This window comes from Erwinia sp. E602 (assembly GCF_018141005.1).
GTDB lineage: Bacteria > Pseudomonadota > Gammaproteobacteria > Enterobacterales > Enterobacteriaceae > Erwinia.
Genome location: NZ_CP046582.1, coordinates 2,855,837 through 2,871,725, shown reverse-complemented (window position 1 = coordinate 2,871,725; position 15,889 = coordinate 2,855,837). Strand labels below are relative to the sequence as shown.

Below are 15,889 nucleotides of genomic sequence, written 5' to 3'. Positions count from 1 at the left end.
GGCGGTTGTATCGCCAGAATCTGCATGTGACGATAAAAAAAGGGGCGATAATATTATCGCCCCTTACTCGTCCGCGGTGTTGCCTTAACCGATGGTCATCAGGCTGGCGTTACCGCCCGCGGCGGCGGTGTTGACGCTCAGCGAACGCTCCAGCAGCAGGCGCTCCAGCAGCAGATTGGTCTCGCCGCGGGCAAAGCCCTGCACCGAAACAATCGCGCCTTCGCGCGCCGCCACCGCTTCACACAGGGTGCGCAGCTGGTCGGCATCGCCGTGATAGATCACCGCGTCATACTCCGCGCTGACAGGCTGAGCAGAAACGTCCACCCGCTGCTGTACGGCGGCAGGCAGCTGCTGCCACAGGCCACGGTGCAGCTCGTCGTCCGGCCACAGCGCACGGCTGCCGACGGCGGTGACCGCCGCCAGCTGCACCAGCGCATCCTGCTCGCTGTCCGCCAGGCACAGTACCCGCTCGCGCGGCAGCAGGGTGAAGGTGTTGCGTTCGCCGGTCGGGCCCGGCAGCAGCCGCACGGTGCCGCCCTGCGCCAGTTCGGCAAAGCGGCTGCAGCAGGCGGCCAGCTCAGGGCGGCCTGCCGCCCACTCGCTCAGCGCCTGGTGCGCGGCCTGCAGCACCGGCCGCAGCCGCGCATCCAGCGGCAGCTGGCGATCCTGACGATCCAGCGTGACCGCCAGCGCACCGTCCGGCCTTGAGGCCAGCAGGCGGTAGAGGTACAGCGGACCACCGGCCTTCGGACCGGTGCCGGACAGGCCTTCGCCGCCGAACGGCTGCACGCCAACCACCGCACCGACCATATTACGGTTTACGTAGAGGTTGCCTACCTGAGCTTTCTGCGTCACCTGATGAATGGTTTCATCGATGCGGGTATGGATGCCCAGCGTCAGGCCGTAGCCGGCGGCGTTGATCTGCTCAACCACCTGCGGCAGCGTCGCGCGGCTGAAGCGCACCACGTGCAGCACCGGGCCGAACACTTCGCGGGTCAGGTCGGCCACGTTGTCCAGCTCAATCAGCGTTGGCAGCACAAAGGTGCCGTTGCGCCACTCGCGGCTGTCTTCTGCCCGCTGCTGCGCGCTCTGGAACACGGTAAAGCCTTTGCTGCGCATCGCCTGGATATGCTGGTCGATACTGGCTTTGGCCTCGGCGTCGATCACCGGGCCGATATCGGTCGACAGGCGTTCCGGGTTGCCCATGCGGCATTCGGCCATCGCGCCGCGCAGCATCTGCAGGGTATGCTCCGCCACGTCTTCCTGAATACAGAGCAGACGCAGGGCGGAACAGCGCTGTCCGGCGCTGTCGAAGGCCGAGGCGACGATGTCGGTGACCACCTGTTCGGTCAGCGCCGAGGAGTCAACGATCATCGCATTCATCCCGCCGGTTTCGGCGACCAGCGGCGTCGGACGGCCCTGCGGATCGAGGCGGCCGGCAATGCTGCGCTGCAGCAGGGTGGCGACGGCGGTCGAGCCGGTAAACATCACGCCGCGGACCCGCGCATCGCCGGTCAGCTGCGCGCCGACGGTTTCACCGTTGCCCGGCAGCAGCTGCAGCACGCCTTTCGGCACGCCGGCCTCGTGCAGGATCGCCACCGCCTGGGCGGCGATCAGCGGGGTCTGTTCCGCCGGTTTCGCCAGCACGCTGTTGCCGGCGGCCAGCGCGGCGGCAATCTGCCCGCTGAAGATGGCGAGCGGGAAGTTCCACGGGCTGATGCACACCACCGGACCCAGCGGGCGGTGGGTCTCATTATCGAAGTCATCGCGGACCTGCCCGGCGTAATAGTGCAGGAAATCCACCGCCTCGCGCACTTCGGCAATGGCGTTGCTGAAGGTTTTACCGGCTTCACGCACCAGCAGCCCGATCAGCTGCTGCAGCTGGCCCTCCATCATCACCGCCGCGCGCTGCAGAATGGCGGCGCGCTCCTGCGGCGGGGTGGCAAACCAGATCGGGCCGGCGCTGACGGCGGCATCCAGCGCGGCAGAAACCTCCTCTTCGCTGGCATGGCGCACGTAGCCCACAATATCAGCCGGTTCCGCCGGGTTGAGCACCGGCTGACTTTCTCCCTCTGCCAGCGGCGCGTCAATCAGCGGCGCGGCCTGCCAGCGCTGGCTGGCGCTGCTCAGCAGCGCGCTGGACAGCGACGCCAGGCGGTGCTCGTTGGCCAGATCCAGCCCGGCGGAGTTCTGCCGCTGTTCACCGTACAGCTCACGCGGCAGCGGGATCTTCGGATGCGGCAGGCCCAGCGCGCCTTCGGTCGCCGCCAGTTTTTCTACGGCGACAACCGGGTCGGCTACCAGCTCGTCCAGCGGCAGGGTGGCGTCGGCAATGCGGTTAACAAAGGAGGTGTTGGCACCGTTCTCCAGCAGGCGGCGCACCAGGTACGCCAGCAGCGTTTCATGGGTGCCCACCGGCGCATAGATGCGGCACGGGCGGTTAAGCTTGCCGTCGGCGATTTTGCCCACCACCTGCTCGTACAGCGGTTCGCCCATGCCGTGCAGGCACTGGAACTCATACTGACCGGGGTAGTAGTTGTTGCCCGCCAGCTGATAAATGGCCGCCAGCGTATGGGCATTGTGGGTGGCAAACTGCGGGTAGATCAGGTTCGGCACCGCCAGCAGCTTGCGGGCGCAGGCGAGGTAGGAGATATCGGTGTACACCTTGCGGGTGTAGACCGGATAACCCTCCAGCCCGTCGACCTGGGCGCGCTTGATTTCGCTGTCCCAGTAGGCCCCTTTCACCAGGCGGATCATCAGGCGGCGGCGGCTGCGCTGTGCCAGGTCGGTCAGGTAGTCGATCACCATCGGGCAGCGTTTCATATAGGCCTGAATCACGAAGCCGATGCCGTTCCAGCCCTCCAGCTCCGGTTCAAAGCACAGTTTTTCCAGCAGATCGAGCGACAGCTCGAGGCGGTCGGCCTCTTCGGCATCGATATTGATGCCGATGTCGTACGAGCGCGCCAGCAGGGTCAGCGACTTCAGCACCGGGTAGAGCTCGTCCATCACCCGATCGTACTGCGCGCGGCTGTAGCGCGGGTGCAGCGCCGACAGCTTGATCGAAATGCCCGGCCCTTCATAGATGCCGCGGCCGTTGGAGGCCTTACCGATGGCGTGAATCGCCTGCTGGTAGGAGAGCAGGTAGGCTTTAGCGTCTTTCTCCGTCAGCGCCGCTTCCCCGAGCATATCGTAGGAGTAGCGGAAGCCTTTCTCCTCCAGCTTGCGGGCGTTGGCCAGCGCTTCGGCGATGGTTTCGCCGGTAACGAACTGTTCACCCATCAGCCGCATCGCCATATCGACGCCTTTGCGGATCAGCGGCTCGCCGCTCTTGCCGATAATGCGGTTCAGCGAGGTGGAGAGGCTGGCCTCGTTATGGGTCGATACCAGCCTGCCGGTGAACAGCAGCCCCCAGGTGGCGGCGTTCACAAACAGCGACGGGCTGCGGCCAAGGTGCGACTGCCAGTTGCCGTTGCTGATTTTGTCGCGGATCAGCGCATCGCGGGTTGGTTTATCAGGAATACGCAGCAGCGCTTCGGCCAGACACATCAGCGCCACGCCCTCCTGTGAGGAGAGGGAGAACTCCTGCAGCAGGTTTTGCACCACGCCGGCGCGTCCGCCTGCACCTTTCTGGTGCCGCAGGCGGTCGGCCAGCTGATAAGCCAGCTTGTGGGTGGCTTCGGCCTGTGGGGCAGGCAGGCGCGCCTGCTCAAGCAGCATCGGTACCGCTTCCTGCTCCGGGCGGCGCCAGGCTGAGGTAATGGCAGCGCGGGCCACCGACTGCGGCAGAATGTGCTCCGCAAAGTCGAGGAACGGCTGGTGCGGCTGCTCCTGCAGCGGTTCGTCACCCTCCGCCGGGGCGTCCGGCGCCGCCAGCTCCGGCTGGCTGTTTCCCTGCTCCAGCTGCTGCAGGTAGTTGAAAATAGCCTGTTTAATCAGCCAGTGCGGGGTGCGGTCGATCTGTGCCGCCGCCTGCTTAATCCGTTCGCGCGTGGCGTCATCCAGCTTGACGCCCATCGTTGTCGTTCCCATGCCTGCTGCTCCTGCATTAAAGAGATAACCGTTCGTTGACAGCAATATCACTGATGTTGCAACTTTGTGCAACCTCGTTAAGTGTGACCCGGATCTCAACGTGTAAAAACCGAATTTCAGGCCGTTTTAGCAATACGGCACGCTTATTGCTGCAAAATCCCTGCCAGTTGAGAAGCCGCGTAAAGCCTGGTGATAGTAGGGTTATGTTAAGGTGCAACCCGCAGAAGTGTGATCGGGTGCAACCTGTAACAAGAAAGCAACAACTTCCTGGTGAATGCCCGACGGCGATGTGTTAAATCGTTTGTGCGTCGTAACCGTTTACGGCAGGATACCGCCCCCTCAGCACCGGCCCGCTGCGTCCGCTACGTTCCGGCCCGCGCAGCGCAGAGGCTGGGGATACTGATAATAAGTGGAGAACCTGAATGACTGTAAGTACGCCAATGATGGTGACATTTTGCGTTTATATTCTTGGGATGGTGTTGATCGGCTTTATCGCCTACCGCTCAACGAAAAACTTTGACGACTACATCCTCGGCGGCCGCAGCCTCGGCAGCGTGGTCACCGCGCTCTCCGCCGGTGCTTCTGATATGAGCGGCTGGCTGCTGATGGGCCTGCCGGGGGCGATCTTTATCTCCGGTATTTCGGAGAGCTGGATCGCCATCGGCCTGACCCTGGGCGCGTACCTGAACTGGAAAATCGTCGCCGGGCGCCTGCGCGTGCAGACCGAGCACCATGACAATGCGCTGACCCTGCCTGACTACTTCTCCAGCCGCTTTGAGGACAGCAGCAAACTGCTGCGGGTCATTTCAGCGCTGATCATTCTGGTGTTCTTCACCATCTACTGCGCCTCCGGCGTGGTGGCGGGCGCGCGCCTGTTTGAAAGCACCTTCGGCATGAGCTACGAAAGCGCCCTGTGGGCCGGCGCCGCGGCGACCATCGCCTACACCTTTATCGGCGGCTTCCTCGCGGTCAGCTGGACCGATACCGTGCAGGCCAGCCTGATGATCTTCGCGCTGATTCTGACCCCGGTGATGGTAATTTTTGCCGTCGGCGGCATCAGCGACTCGCTGCAGGTGATTGAGGCGAAGAGCATCGAGAATATCGATATGCTGAAGAACCTCAACTTTGTGGCGATTATCTCGCTGCTGGGCTGGGGGCTGGGCTACTTTGGTCAGCCGCACATCCTGGCGCGCTTTATGGCCGCCGATTCCCACCGTTCCATCCGCACCGCGCGCCGCATCGGCATGGCGTGGATGATACTGTGCCTCGGCGGCGCGGTGGCGGTGGGCTTCTTTGGTATCGCTTACTTTGAAAATAACCCCTCCGTTGCGGCCGGGGTGAACAACAACGCCGAGCGGATCTTTATCGAGCTGACGCATATCCTGTTTAACCCGTGGATTGCCGGTATCCTGCTGTCGGCGATTCTGGCGGCGGTGATGTCGACGCTGAGCTGCCAGCTGCTGGTCTGCTCCAGCGCGCTGACCGAAGATCTGTACAAGAACTTCCTGCGTAAAAACGCCAGCCAGAAAGAGCTGGTATGGGTCGGACGGCTGATGGTGCTGCTGGTGGCGGTGATCGCTATCGCACTGGCTGCTAACCCGGACAGCCGCGTGCTTGGCCTGGTCAGCTACGCCTGGGCCGGCTTCGGTGCCGCCTTCGGACCGGTGGTGCTGATCTCGCTGCTGTGGAAACGCATGACCCGCAACGGCGCGCTGGCCGGTATGGTGATCGGCGCGGCCACCGTGCTGATCTGGAAGCAGTACGGCTGGCTGGATCTGTACGAGATCATTCCAGGCTTCCTGTTCGCCAGTATCGCGATTGTGCTGTTCAGCCTGCTGGGCAAAGCCCCGTCAGTCGCCGCGCAACAGCGCTTTGACGCGGCCGAAGCCGAATACCGCTCGTAATACCTGTTGCTGCCGGGCACCCAGCCCGGCAGCCTCTTCAGCACTCAGCAACGCATCCCCCTCAACACCTCCCTGATATCTTTAGAGGTCGCCCTCAAATTTCAGCGATAGCGCTGGGCATCCCGCCTGGTTTCTGAGCGCATAGTTGCCCCGCGTTACAATTGCTTAATCATTCTGCCGTCACGGACCTGCGAAATATCCCACCGCCATCTTGTAATTGTGCAGGCCGATAATGATAATCGATATCGTTCTGATTTTACTTTTCTTTACCGCACCTGACTTAATTTCACAGTTTGAGGTTACCCGCATGTTTGTCCCGTTTCTGATTATGCTGCGTGAAGGGCTGGAAGCCGCGCTGATCGTCAGCCTGATTGCCAGCTACCTGAAGCGCACCCAGCGCAGCCGCTGGTTCGGCGCAATGTGGGTCGGCGTGGTGGTGGCGGCCGTACTGTGCCTGGCGCTGGGTTGGTTTATTAATGAAACCACCGGTGAGTTCCCGCAAAAAGAGCAGGAGCTGTTTGAGGGCGGTGTCGCGGTGGTGGCGGTGGTGATCCTCACCTGGATGGTGTTCTGGATGCGTAAAGTCTCCCGCAACGTCAAGGCCCAGCTGGAAGACGCGGTGGACAGCGCCCTGAATAAGGGCAACAGCAGCGGCTGGGCGCTGGTGATGATGGTGTTCCTGGCCGTAGCGCGTGAAGGCCTCGAGTCGGTGTTCTTCCTGCTGGCCGCCTTCCAGCAGGATGTCGGCTACGCGCCGCCGCTGGGGGCAATGCTCGGTCTTGCCACCGCCGTGGTGCTCGGCATGCTGATTTACTGGGGCGGCGTGCGCCTTAACCTGGCCGCGTTCTTCAAATGGACCAGCCTGTTTATTATTTTCGTGGCGGCCGGTCTGGCGGCCGGCGCCATTCGCGCTTTCCACGAGGCGGGCCTGTGGAACCACTTCCAGGACGTGGCCTTTGATTTCAGCAACCATCTCTCCACCCACTCGGTGTTCGGCACGCTGCTGGAGGGCATGCTCGGCTACCAGGAAGCGCCGAGCGTCAGCGAAGTGGCGGTGTGGCTTGCCTACCTGATTCCGGCGCTGCTGCTGTTTATGCTGCCAGCGCGCTCTGCGGTTAACCCGGCGCGCACGGCGCGCTAAGTTCTTCCGGCGCAGCCGCGCCGGGCTCACATAACAGACAGGGATTTACTCATGACTCAAACTTTCCGCCGTCAGGCTCTGAATGCCGCACTGCTGGCCGCGCTGACCTCTTCCGGTGCTGCGCTGGCCGCGACGGTTCCGCAGGTTAACGTCAGCGTGACCGACAAGCAGTGTGAGCCGATGTCGCTGACCGTTAACGCCGGTAAAACGCAGTTCATCATCAAAAACAACAGCCCGAAAGGGCTGGAGTGGGAGATCCTGAAAGGGGTGCTGGTGGTGGAAGAGCGCGAGAACATCGCGCCCGGCTTTACCCAGAAGCTGACCGCCAACCTGCAGCCCGGCGAATATGAGATGACCTGCGGCCTGTTAAGCAACCCGAAAGGCAGGCTGATCGTCAAAGACACCGGAGCCAAAGTCAGCAACGGCAAGCAGGACGTGCTGCAGCTGGCCGGCCCGATCGCGGAATACAAAGCCTACGTTACCGGGGAAGTGGTTCAGCTGGTAGCCGGCACCAAAGCCTTTACCGACGCGGTAAAAGCCGGCGATCTGGAGAAGGCAAAGTCGCTGTACGCGCCAGCCCGCCAGCACTACGAGCGCATTGAGCCGATTGCCGAGCTGTTCTCTGACCTCGACGGCAGCATCGACGCCCGTGAGGATGACTTCGAGAAGAAAGCAGAAGATCCGAAGTTCACCGGCTTCCACCGTCTGGAAAAAATCCTGTTTGGTGATAACACCACAAAAGGTGCGGATACGTTCGCAGACCAGCTGTACAAAGATACCCTCGATCTGCAGACCCGCATCAGCGAGCTGGCCTTCGCGCCGGGCAAAGTGGTGGGTGGCGCAGCAGGTCTGATTGAGGAGGTCGCTTCCAGCAAAATCTCCGGTGAAGAAGATCGCTACAGCCGTACCGACCTGTGGGACTTCCAGGCCAACGTTGACGGTGCGAAGAAGATCGTCGATCTGCTGCGCCCGCTACTGCTGAAAGCCAACCCGGAACTGCTGGCAAAAGTGGACGGTAACTTTAAGAAGGTGGATACCATTCTGGCTAAATACCGCACCAAAGACGGCTTTGAATCTTACGAAAAACTGACCGATGCCGACCGCACCGCCTTAAAAGGTCCTGTTACCAGCCTGGCTGAGGATCTGGCGCTGCTGCGTGGCACCCTGGGCCTGGACTAACCGATTATGGCAAAACCACTGGACGCGCCAGCTTCGGCCACGCGTCGTCGTTTACTGAAGGGCATGGGCATCCTTGGCGGTGCCCTCGCCGCGGCCGGCGGCTGCCCGGTCCATGCCGCACCGGCTGAAAATTCGTTTTCACCGGGCGCGTTATCGCCGGCGGCGCGTCAGCAGCGGCAGCCGTTTTACGGCCCGCACCAGGCCGGCATCGTCACGCCGCAGCAGGCGGCGATGATGCTGGTGGCGTTTGACGTGCTGGCCAGCGACAAAGCCGACCTGCAGCGCCTGCTGGCGCTGCTGACCCGGCGCATTGCCTTTCTGACCACCGGCGGTAAAGCGCCGGCGGTGACCAATCCGCAGCTGCCGCCGCTGGACTCCGGCATTCTGGGCGAGGATATCTTCCCGGATAACCTGACCATTACCCTGTCGGTCGGCTCGTCGCTGTTTGATGAACGCTTTGGCCTGCAGGGGCAGCAGCCGCTGAAACTGCAGCGCATGACCCGTTTCCCGAACGACGCGCTGGACGCGGCGCTGTGCCACGGCGACCTGCTGTTGCAGATCTGCGCCAATACCAACGACACGGTGATCCACGCGCTGCGCGATATTATCAAGCACACGCCGGACCTGCTCAGCGTGCGCTGGCGGCGCGAGGGGTTTATCTCCGATCACGCCGCGCGCAGCCAGGGTAAAGAGACGCCGATCAACCTGCTGGGCTTTAAAGACGGCACGGCTAACCCGGATTCGGCGGACGCCGCGCTGATGAACAACATCCTGTGGGTCACCGAAGGGCAGGGGGAACCGGCCTGGGCGGTGGGCGGCAGCTATCAGGCGGCGCGCATCATTCAGTTCCACGTCGAGTTCTGGGACCGCACGCCGCTGCGCGAGCAGCAGACCATCTTTGGCCGCGAAAAGCTCAGCGGTGCACCGTTAGGGATGACAAAAGAACACGACGTGCCGGACTACGTTGCTGACCCGGACGGCGAAGTGATCCCGCTGGACGCACATATCCGGCTGGCCAACCCGCGCACGGCGGAAACGCAAAGCAGCCTGATGCTGCGGCGCGGCTACAGCTATTCGCTGGGGGTGTCGAACAGCGGGCAGCTGGATATGGGATTACTGTTTGTCTGTTATCAGCACGACCTGGAGAAAGGCTTCCTCGCGGTGCAAAAGAGATTAAACGGTGAGGCGCTGGAAGAATATATCAGGCCGATTGGCGGCGGCTATTTCTTTGTGCTACCGGGGGTGGCGGACGCCCGGCATTACCTCGGGCAGTCGCTGCTTGAAGCGTGATGAATAGGCGATTATTGCGCCACTCCGGCAGGTTCCGGCGCTATTTCCGGCGATGTCTTAAAAGGTTCATATTGCCGTTAAAATAACTAACCTTTTGATTTATATGTGTTGTGTTAAAACTAACCGCCGTGGCTTATTTGCCAGGCGGTTTTTTATTCTCTCCGGGTAAATTTATTGTTGCATTCGCACTCAGTTTTGTTGCACTTTATTCACAGCGGTAGTCTGAATGTGTTTAAGTCCCACACAGGAGTCGCGAATGGTAACGTCCTTCTACGGACATAATGGTTACACTCTGAAACACAACGCCGGTAGTTGTGCTGGCCTCCCTCTCACTTCGCTCTTTTACTTCCTTACACTCCGATTTTTATCTGATGCAATGCTTTCCACCAGGCAACGGGCAATCGCCCCTCGTCCTCGTCAATCAATGGCAGTAACCGGCTTAACAGGAAGCCAAGACCTCTAAAGCGTTCACGTAATCGCATCGCCGTTGCTGATGCGGGAAATGAAACCAACTGTAAGGTGCCACTATGGGAAGACAGAAAGCAGTGATCAAAGCGCGTCGTGAAGCCAAACGTGTGCTTCGTAGTGATTCACGCAGTCACCGTCAGCGCGAAGAAGAGTCGGTCACCTCGCTGGTGCAGATGGGCGGGCTGGACTCGATTGGCATGGCACGCGACACCCGCGACCATTCGCCGATTGAAGCCAGAAATGAAGCTCAGGCGCACTATCTCCACGCCATAGAACACAAACAGCTGATCTTCGCCACCGGTGAAGCCGGCTGTGGTAAGACCTGGATCAGCGCCGCCAAAGCGGCCGAAGCCCTGATCCACAAGGACGTTGAGCGGATTATCGTCACCCGTCCCGTTCTGCAGGCCGATGAAGACCTCGGTTTCCTGCCTGGCGATATCTCCGAGAAATTTGCCCCGTACTTCCGTCCGGTTTACGACGTTCTGGTTAAACGTCTTGGCTCTTCCTTTATGCAGTACTGCCTGCGGCCGGAAATCGGCAAGGTGGAGATTGCGCCATTCGCCTATATGCGCGGGCGCACCTTTGAAAATGCCGTGGTGATCCTTGATGAGGCGCAGAACGTCACCGCCGCACAGATGAAAATGTTCCTGACCCGCCTTGGCGAGAACGTCACGGTGATCGTCAACGGCGATATCACCCAGTGTGACCTGCCGTCGCACGTCAAATCGGGCCTCAGCGATGCGCTGGCGCGCTTTGAAGAAGACGAGATGATCGGCATCGTCCGCTTCGGTACCCAGGACTGCGTGCGTTCGGAACTGTGCCAGCGGACGCTGCTGGCTTACAGTTAATCCCTATTGTGAACTATCCGGCCCGGTGCACGTGCACCGGGCTTTTTATTTTCTGCTTTATGCCGTAGCGCCAGGCGCCGCTTACTTATCGATGCCAAAGCCCTGCTGCAGCACCGCGCCGCGCACCTGCGGGAAGTAGATATGCTGATAGTAGCTGGCGGTATTGACCCCCCAGTTATCGCCATCTGCGCGTCCGCTCTCCTGCCAGTGACGCACCAGCACCTGGTTATAGGCCTTAATCACCTCCGGCAGATGCTGCGCGTCGTAGCGCTCTTCATGGCGGAAACCGGCCAGCGACATGCGCGGCTTCTGCAGCGCCGGGGTATCGATATAGCCGAGCACCACGCCCGCCACCGGGAAGGTCAGCTCCGGCAGTTCCAGCAGTTCAATCAGCGCCTGCGGATCGCGGCGGATGCCGCCGATCGGCACCACGCCGAGGCCGTGCGAACGCGCCGCCGCCATTACCGTCGCCAGCGCAATGCCGACGTCGGTAGAGCCGGAAATCAGGCTCTCCAGGCTCTGGTGGGCAATCTGCTGTTTACCTTCGGCTTCGATCGCCAGCTGGCTTTTATGCATATCCAGTACAAAGGTGATAAACACCGGTGCCTGGGCAATCCACGCCTGGCCGCCGGCCAGTTCAGCGATCTTCGCGCGGGTCGCCGGGTCGCGCACCACCACCAGGGAGACCTGCTGGGAGTTCACCGAGGTCGGGGCCAGCCAGGCGGATTCGACAATGTCGTCCAGCACCGCGTCATCGATCGGTTTAGAGAGGTAGCTGCGATCGCTGCGGTGGCTTTTAAGCAGTTGGGTGGTTTCGTTCATAGTGTTCTCGCGTCGCCAGCGGCGATTGTCAAAGGAAGTGGCGGGTAAGATAAGGGAAGCGGAGCGGGGTGCGCTGGTCAGTTTGTGCGGCAGATCACATTTTTAGGGCAAAAAAAAAGTCTGAACCGCAGTTCAGACTTTTCTTCAGAATGATGGTGGTGAGAGAGGGGTTCGAACCCTCGATACGTTGCCGTATACACACTTTCCAGGCGTGCTCCTTCAGCCACTCGGACACCTCACCACAGTTTTTCCGCCAGCCTCACCGGCTAACGGAGCGCTACTATAGGGATAGCACCTACAAGGGTCAAGTACTATTTCCCACGTTGATTCCATTCGCTTAAGCCGTGTACAGTGCAAGTACAGTCATTACTGATGTTTACCGTTTATTCACGCAAAACTTGCTACTTTTTGAGACGGTGAGAGGGTTTGAATACATTGATTTCGCCTGTTTTTTGTGCTAAAAAACGTGAGGAGTGTAATTAAATTGTGAGGGGGATTAGATGGCTGAAGCTAACAAAACGTCTAAAGACAGAGCCTATGATGTAGCCCTTGCCGTTGCATCCAGATCATCAACAGCAGTATCTGATATAAGTGCTGCTTCAAAAAAGATGGCTAAACAACGCGCCGAGAAACGCTCTGCTGATGAATTAAATCGCATGTTTGCACAAGCATTCGCTACAGTTTATAAGTAAGTGCTATTTTCTTAGGGCCCCTTTCAGGGGCCTTTATGTTATGGATGACCCGTCCTGAATAGCGTTGACACGTTTCCGACTTAATTCCGGAGAACGTGATGAATACTGAGTTCAAACGCACCCAACGAGATTACACTCTGTCTTTTAAACTGGCCGTTGTTGAGCAGGTCGAGAAAGGCGAACTGACCTACAAACAAGCCCAGCAGCGCTATGGCATCCAGGGACGTTCAACCGTTCTGTCCTGGTTACGCAAACATGGACGCCTTAACTGGAGTCCAACTTTGCCCAATCTCTCAACCAGGAGTCTGCCTGTGAATCAGCCCCCGACCCCTCTCACACCACAACAAAGAATCAAGGAACTTGAAGAACAGCTTGAACTGGTCAGCCAGAAAGCTGAGTTTTTTGAAGCGGTTGTGAACGTTTTAAAAAATGATTACGGGGTAAGCATCGTAAAAAAGCGGCCCGGGAAGTCCTCGCGCAAACTCCGGCCAAAAAGCTGACGGTCAGCCGTGTCTGTCAGTTTTTTGGGCACAGCAGACAGTCCTGGTACCAGCAAAACAAACGGGATATCGCCCGCCGGAGGCAGTCGGCTGAGGTCATACGTTTCGTGGCGAAAGTCAGGCTACGCCAGCCGCGAATAGGCACACGGAAACTTCATTACCTGCTTCACAGCCAGGCACAGATAGCCCCGCCAGTGGGGCGTGACAGGCTGTTCACACTGCTGTCTGAACACCGAATGCTGGTTCCCTGCAAGCGTGCATACCACAAAACAACTAACAGCCATCATCGGTTCCGCAGGCATCCAAATCTGCTAAAAAAGGGTCCAGACCAGGTGATAATTAGCCGTCCTGAACAGGCCTGGGTTGCAGATATTACATATCTTCCAACCCGGGGTGACATGGTTTATCTGAGTCTGATAACCGACGCCTGCTCACGTAAAATCATGGGCTACCACGTCCATGAAAGCCTTAAAACTGAAGAGGTTATGGAGGCGCTTCGCTGTGCCTTACGACACCGGCGCGGTCAACTGAAACTGATACACCACTCAGACAGGGGGATCCAGTATTGCTCGGAAAAGTATCAGGCGATGCATCAAAAATATGGAATAACCTGTTCGATGACCGATGGTTACGACTGTTATCAGAATGCGCTGGCAGAAAGAGTCAACGGGATACTGAAAACGGAATTTCTCCTGCACCGTCCGGCCGATCTGCATGAGGCAAAAAAAATGGTGGCGGAGTCGGTAGCAATCTACAACGGGGAGCGTCCACATCTGGCGCTAAAATATAAAACGCCTGATGAGGTTCATCAGGCGTTGATCGCTGGCTGAAGGTGTCAACTTATACCAGGACTAGTCAGGAGAACATAATTGTGGCCTTTAAAAAATGGGTTTTTCGTGAATTGGTCACCGATGAGAAAGACTACCTGGGACTTTTGGCTTATACCTGCTACAAATTAGAAAAAGATAACCTTGCACAAGACCTTCGTGATGCAGGTAATTCCGAAGAAAATGTCGCAGAAGCGTTAGAAAAATTCCATGATGCTTCTGTGACAAAAAGTCAATTACAGGAGTTTAGAGATAAGGGGTTGGGGCTAATGGCAGCCCTTACTGAGGAATTAGATGCAGCATTAATTAGCAAGCATGCTGATGATATTCAGGTATTAAAAAAACAACATCAAACTGCCATGAAAAACAAAGATGTCGCTCACATTAAAGCCATTGAGCAAGCTGTTAAGACAGCAAGATCTGATGTAAAGAAAGATATTTTATCCAAAATGCAGGCATACCCCTTAGCGAACGTATCGTTTCTAAAACAGTCGTTAAAATGGGTTTTCAATGGTTTTCAGAGTGTTGTGGCTGTTTTTATCTTAATCTTTTCCCTTCATGCTCTCGCCTATTGGACATCAGATGATGCTACAAAATCAGGTGTTATTTCTAGTTTTTGGGGCAGGGTACAGAATATGTTCACCAGTCCAATCCCATCGGCCAACGTCACTTCCAGCACTGGGAAATGAAACGCTTGTTGTTTTTTTAGTCGGGATCCACAAAGCGCCTACTGTGCCTGGTTGCCATATCCGGCAAGGTGAGGGCATCTGCACCAACATGAAGTTGCAGCAAAAAAAAAGTCTGAGCTTTCGCTCAGACTTTCTCTTTAAATATGGTGGTGAGAGAGGGGTTCGAACCCTCGATACGTTGCCGTATACACACTTTCCAGGCGTGCTCCTTCAGCCTCTCGGACACCTCACCAGCGTGTTGCCGCCTTACGGTGACAACGGGCGCTAATGTAGGGAAAATGCCTGCGCCGGTCAACTGATTTTCCACGCTATTTCGATCGTTTAGTCAGTTTTAACCCACTCTGACGCTTAATGCAGCAACTCAAGGGCGCTCTGCCGGTTTTCGCCCTGTCCGGCCGGGGCGGCAGCGCACCGGCGATGGCCCCCGTCCTGCCGATCCACCGGGCCGAAGCGCGATAACGCATTGCTGGCAGCTCGCTGCCCCAAATTTCCCTTGCCAGCGGCGACGTTTTAACCGAGCCTGTTAAAAAAACAGGAGAAAAAACGTGGATATCCTTTTTTACCATCCCTCTTTTAAAGCCGATAAATGGATTGACCTGTTACAGCAGCGCCTGCCCGGCGCGCGCGTGCGCCAGTGGCTGCCCGGCGACGATCGCCCGGCCGACTATGCGCTGGTGCGCAACCCACCGCCCGAGATGTTAAAAGGCCGCCGCCTGCGCGGCGTCTACGCGCTGGGGGCCGGGGTGGATGATATTCTCGAACAGCTGCGCCAGCATCCCGATATGCTCGGCGAAGGCGTGCCGCTGTTCCGGCTGGAAGATACCGGTATGAGCCTGCAGATGCAGGAGTATGCCGTCTACCACGTGCTTGGCTGGTTCCGCCGGTTCCCGGAGTACCAGCAGCAGAAGCGCGAAGCGCTGTGGCACCACCTGCGTAACCACCGCCGCGAAGAGTTTACCATCGGCCTGCTCGGGGCCGGAGTGCTGGGGGCCAGCGTGGCGCAGAGCCTGCAGGCGTGGGGCTTCCCGCTGCGCTGCTGGAGCCGCTCGCCGAAGCAGATTGACGGGGTGACCAGCTTCCACGGTGACGCGCAGCTCGGTGAGTTTCTCTCCGGCACCCGGGTGCTGATCAACCTGCTGCCCAACACGCCGCAGACCGTCGGCATTATCAACCGCGCGCTGCTCGGCCAGCTGCTGCCGGGCGCATTCCTGCTTAACCTGGCGCGCGGTGCCCACCTGGTCGAGGCCGACCTGCTGGCCGCGCTGGAGGCCGGTGAAGTCAGCGCCGCGGCGCTGGACGTGTTTAACCACGAGCCGCTGCCGGTGGAACACGCGTTCTGGTCCCATCCTGACATCGCCATCACGCCGCATAATGCGGCTGTAACCTTAAGAGAGGAAGCTTGCGACTACATCACGCGTTCGATTCTGTTGCAGGAACAAGGTGAGATGCCGTCCGGCCGCGTCGATCTGAGCCGCGGCTACTAACAGCAGGCGGGGCGGC

General features: G+C 59.0%; 10 protein-coding genes, 2 tRNA genes and 1 pseudogene. 9 read left to right on the top strand and 4 right to left on the bottom strand.

The window, feature by feature from the left end:
- Nucleotides 1–84: 84 nt before the first annotated feature.
- The gene (putA, locus tag GKQ23_RS14645) at nt 85–4,029 is read right to left on the bottom strand and encodes a trifunctional transcriptional regulator/proline dehydrogenase/L-glutamate gamma-semialdehyde dehydrogenase (RefSeq protein ID WP_212408640.1); all 3,945 of its coding nucleotides are present in this window, start codon (nt 4,027–4,029) and stop codon (nt 85–87) included.
- 422 nt (nt 4,030–4,451) lie between these two features.
- Between putA and putP the strand changes: the two genes are divergently transcribed.
- The 5 genes from putP (at nt 4,452) to phoH (ending at nt 10,859) form a co-directional block, all read left to right on the top strand.
- Nucleotides 4,452–5,933 (top strand): sodium/proline symporter PutP, encoded by a 1,482-nt coding sequence (gene putP, locus GKQ23_RS14640; protein WP_212408639.1) that lies wholly within the window; start codon nt 4,452–4,454, stop codon nt 5,931–5,933.
- Between the two features lie 307 nt (nt 5,934–6,240).
- Entirely contained in the window at nt 6,241–7,074 is an 834-nt protein-coding gene (gene efeU, locus GKQ23_RS14635) for an iron uptake transporter permease EfeU (RefSeq protein ID WP_212408638.1), read from the top strand.
- 51 nt (nt 7,075–7,125) lie between these two features.
- Nucleotides 7,126–8,253: an iron uptake system protein EfeO gene (gene efeO, locus GKQ23_RS14630; RefSeq protein ID WP_212408637.1), complete on the top strand. Its 1,128-nt coding sequence runs from the start codon at nt 7,126–7,128 to the stop codon at nt 8,251–8,253.
- Nucleotides 8,254–8,259: 6 nt separating this feature from the next.
- Entirely contained in the window at nt 8,260–9,543 is a 1,284-nt protein-coding gene (efeB, locus tag GKQ23_RS14625; protein ID WP_212408636.1) for an iron uptake transporter deferrochelatase/peroxidase subunit, read from the top strand.
- A 527-nt stretch (nt 9,544–10,070) separates the two neighbouring features.
- The gene (gene phoH / locus GKQ23_RS14620) at nt 10,071–10,859 is read left to right on the top strand and encodes a phosphate starvation-inducible protein PhoH (RefSeq protein WP_056234139.1); all 789 of its coding nucleotides are present in this window, start codon (nt 10,071–10,073) and stop codon (nt 10,857–10,859) included.
- 81 nt (nt 10,860–10,940) lie between these two features.
- Here the strand turns inward: phoH and GKQ23_RS14615 are convergent, their stop codons facing one another.
- Nucleotides 10,941–11,681 (bottom strand): nitroreductase family protein, encoded by a 741-nt coding sequence (locus GKQ23_RS14615; protein ID WP_101506792.1) that lies wholly within the window; start codon nt 11,679–11,681, stop codon nt 10,941–10,943.
- 153 nt (nt 11,682–11,834) lie between these two features.
- Nucleotides 11,835–11,922: transfer RNA gene (locus tag GKQ23_RS14610), tRNA-Ser, on the bottom strand.
- Nucleotides 11,923–12,181: 259 nt separating this feature from the next.
- Between GKQ23_RS14610 and GKQ23_RS14605 the strand changes: the two genes are divergently transcribed.
- The 3 genes and pseudogenes from GKQ23_RS14605 (at nt 12,182) to GKQ23_RS14595 (ending at nt 14,389) form a co-directional block, all read left to right on the top strand.
- Complete coding sequence (locus GKQ23_RS14605; RefSeq protein ID WP_212408635.1) at nt 12,182–12,373, top strand: hypothetical protein; 192 nt, start codon at nt 12,182–12,184, stop codon at nt 12,371–12,373.
- A gap of 98 nt (nt 12,374–12,471) precedes the next feature.
- Nucleotides 12,472–13,728 (top strand): annotated as a pseudogene (locus GKQ23_RS14600) (IS3 family transposase).
- 16 nt (nt 13,729–13,744) lie between these two features.
- Entirely contained in the window at nt 13,745–14,389 is a 645-nt protein-coding gene (locus GKQ23_RS14595) for a hypothetical protein (RefSeq protein WP_212408634.1), read from the top strand.
- A 144-nt stretch (nt 14,390–14,533) separates the two neighbouring features.
- Here GKQ23_RS14595 and GKQ23_RS14590 read toward each other — a convergent pair.
- Nucleotides 14,534–14,621 (bottom strand) — tRNA-Ser (locus GKQ23_RS14590).
- Between the two features lie 313 nt (nt 14,622–14,934).
- Between GKQ23_RS14590 and ghrA the strand changes: the two genes are divergently transcribed.
- Nucleotides 14,935–15,873: a glyoxylate/hydroxypyruvate reductase GhrA gene (gene ghrA, locus GKQ23_RS14585; RefSeq protein WP_056234131.1), complete on the top strand. Its 939-nt coding sequence runs from the start codon at nt 14,935–14,937 to the stop codon at nt 15,871–15,873.
- Nucleotides 15,874–15,889: the final 16 nt, after the last annotated feature.

Coding starts and splice junctions, on each gene's coding strand:
- putA (WP_212408640.1), bottom strand. CDS start 4,029: ATGGGAACGACAACGATGGGCGTCAAGCTGGATGACGCCACGCGCGAA.
- putP (WP_212408639.1), top strand. CDS start 4,452: ATGACTGTAAGTACGCCAATGATGGTGACATTTTGCGTTTATATTCTT.
- efeU (WP_212408638.1), top strand. CDS start 6,241: ATGTTTGTCCCGTTTCTGATTATGCTGCGTGAAGGGCTGGAAGCCGCG.
- efeO (WP_212408637.1), top strand. CDS start 7,126: ATGACTCAAACTTTCCGCCGTCAGGCTCTGAATGCCGCACTGCTGGCC.
- efeB (WP_212408636.1), top strand. CDS start 8,260: ATGGCAAAACCACTGGACGCGCCAGCTTCGGCCACGCGTCGTCGTTTA.
- phoH (WP_056234139.1), top strand. CDS start 10,071: ATGGGAAGACAGAAAGCAGTGATCAAAGCGCGTCGTGAAGCCAAACGT.
- GKQ23_RS14615 (WP_101506792.1), bottom strand. CDS start 11,681: ATGAACGAAACCACCCAACTGCTTAAAAGCCACCGCAGCGATCGCAGC.
- GKQ23_RS14605 (WP_212408635.1), top strand. CDS start 12,182: ATGGCTGAAGCTAACAAAACGTCTAAAGACAGAGCCTATGATGTAGCC.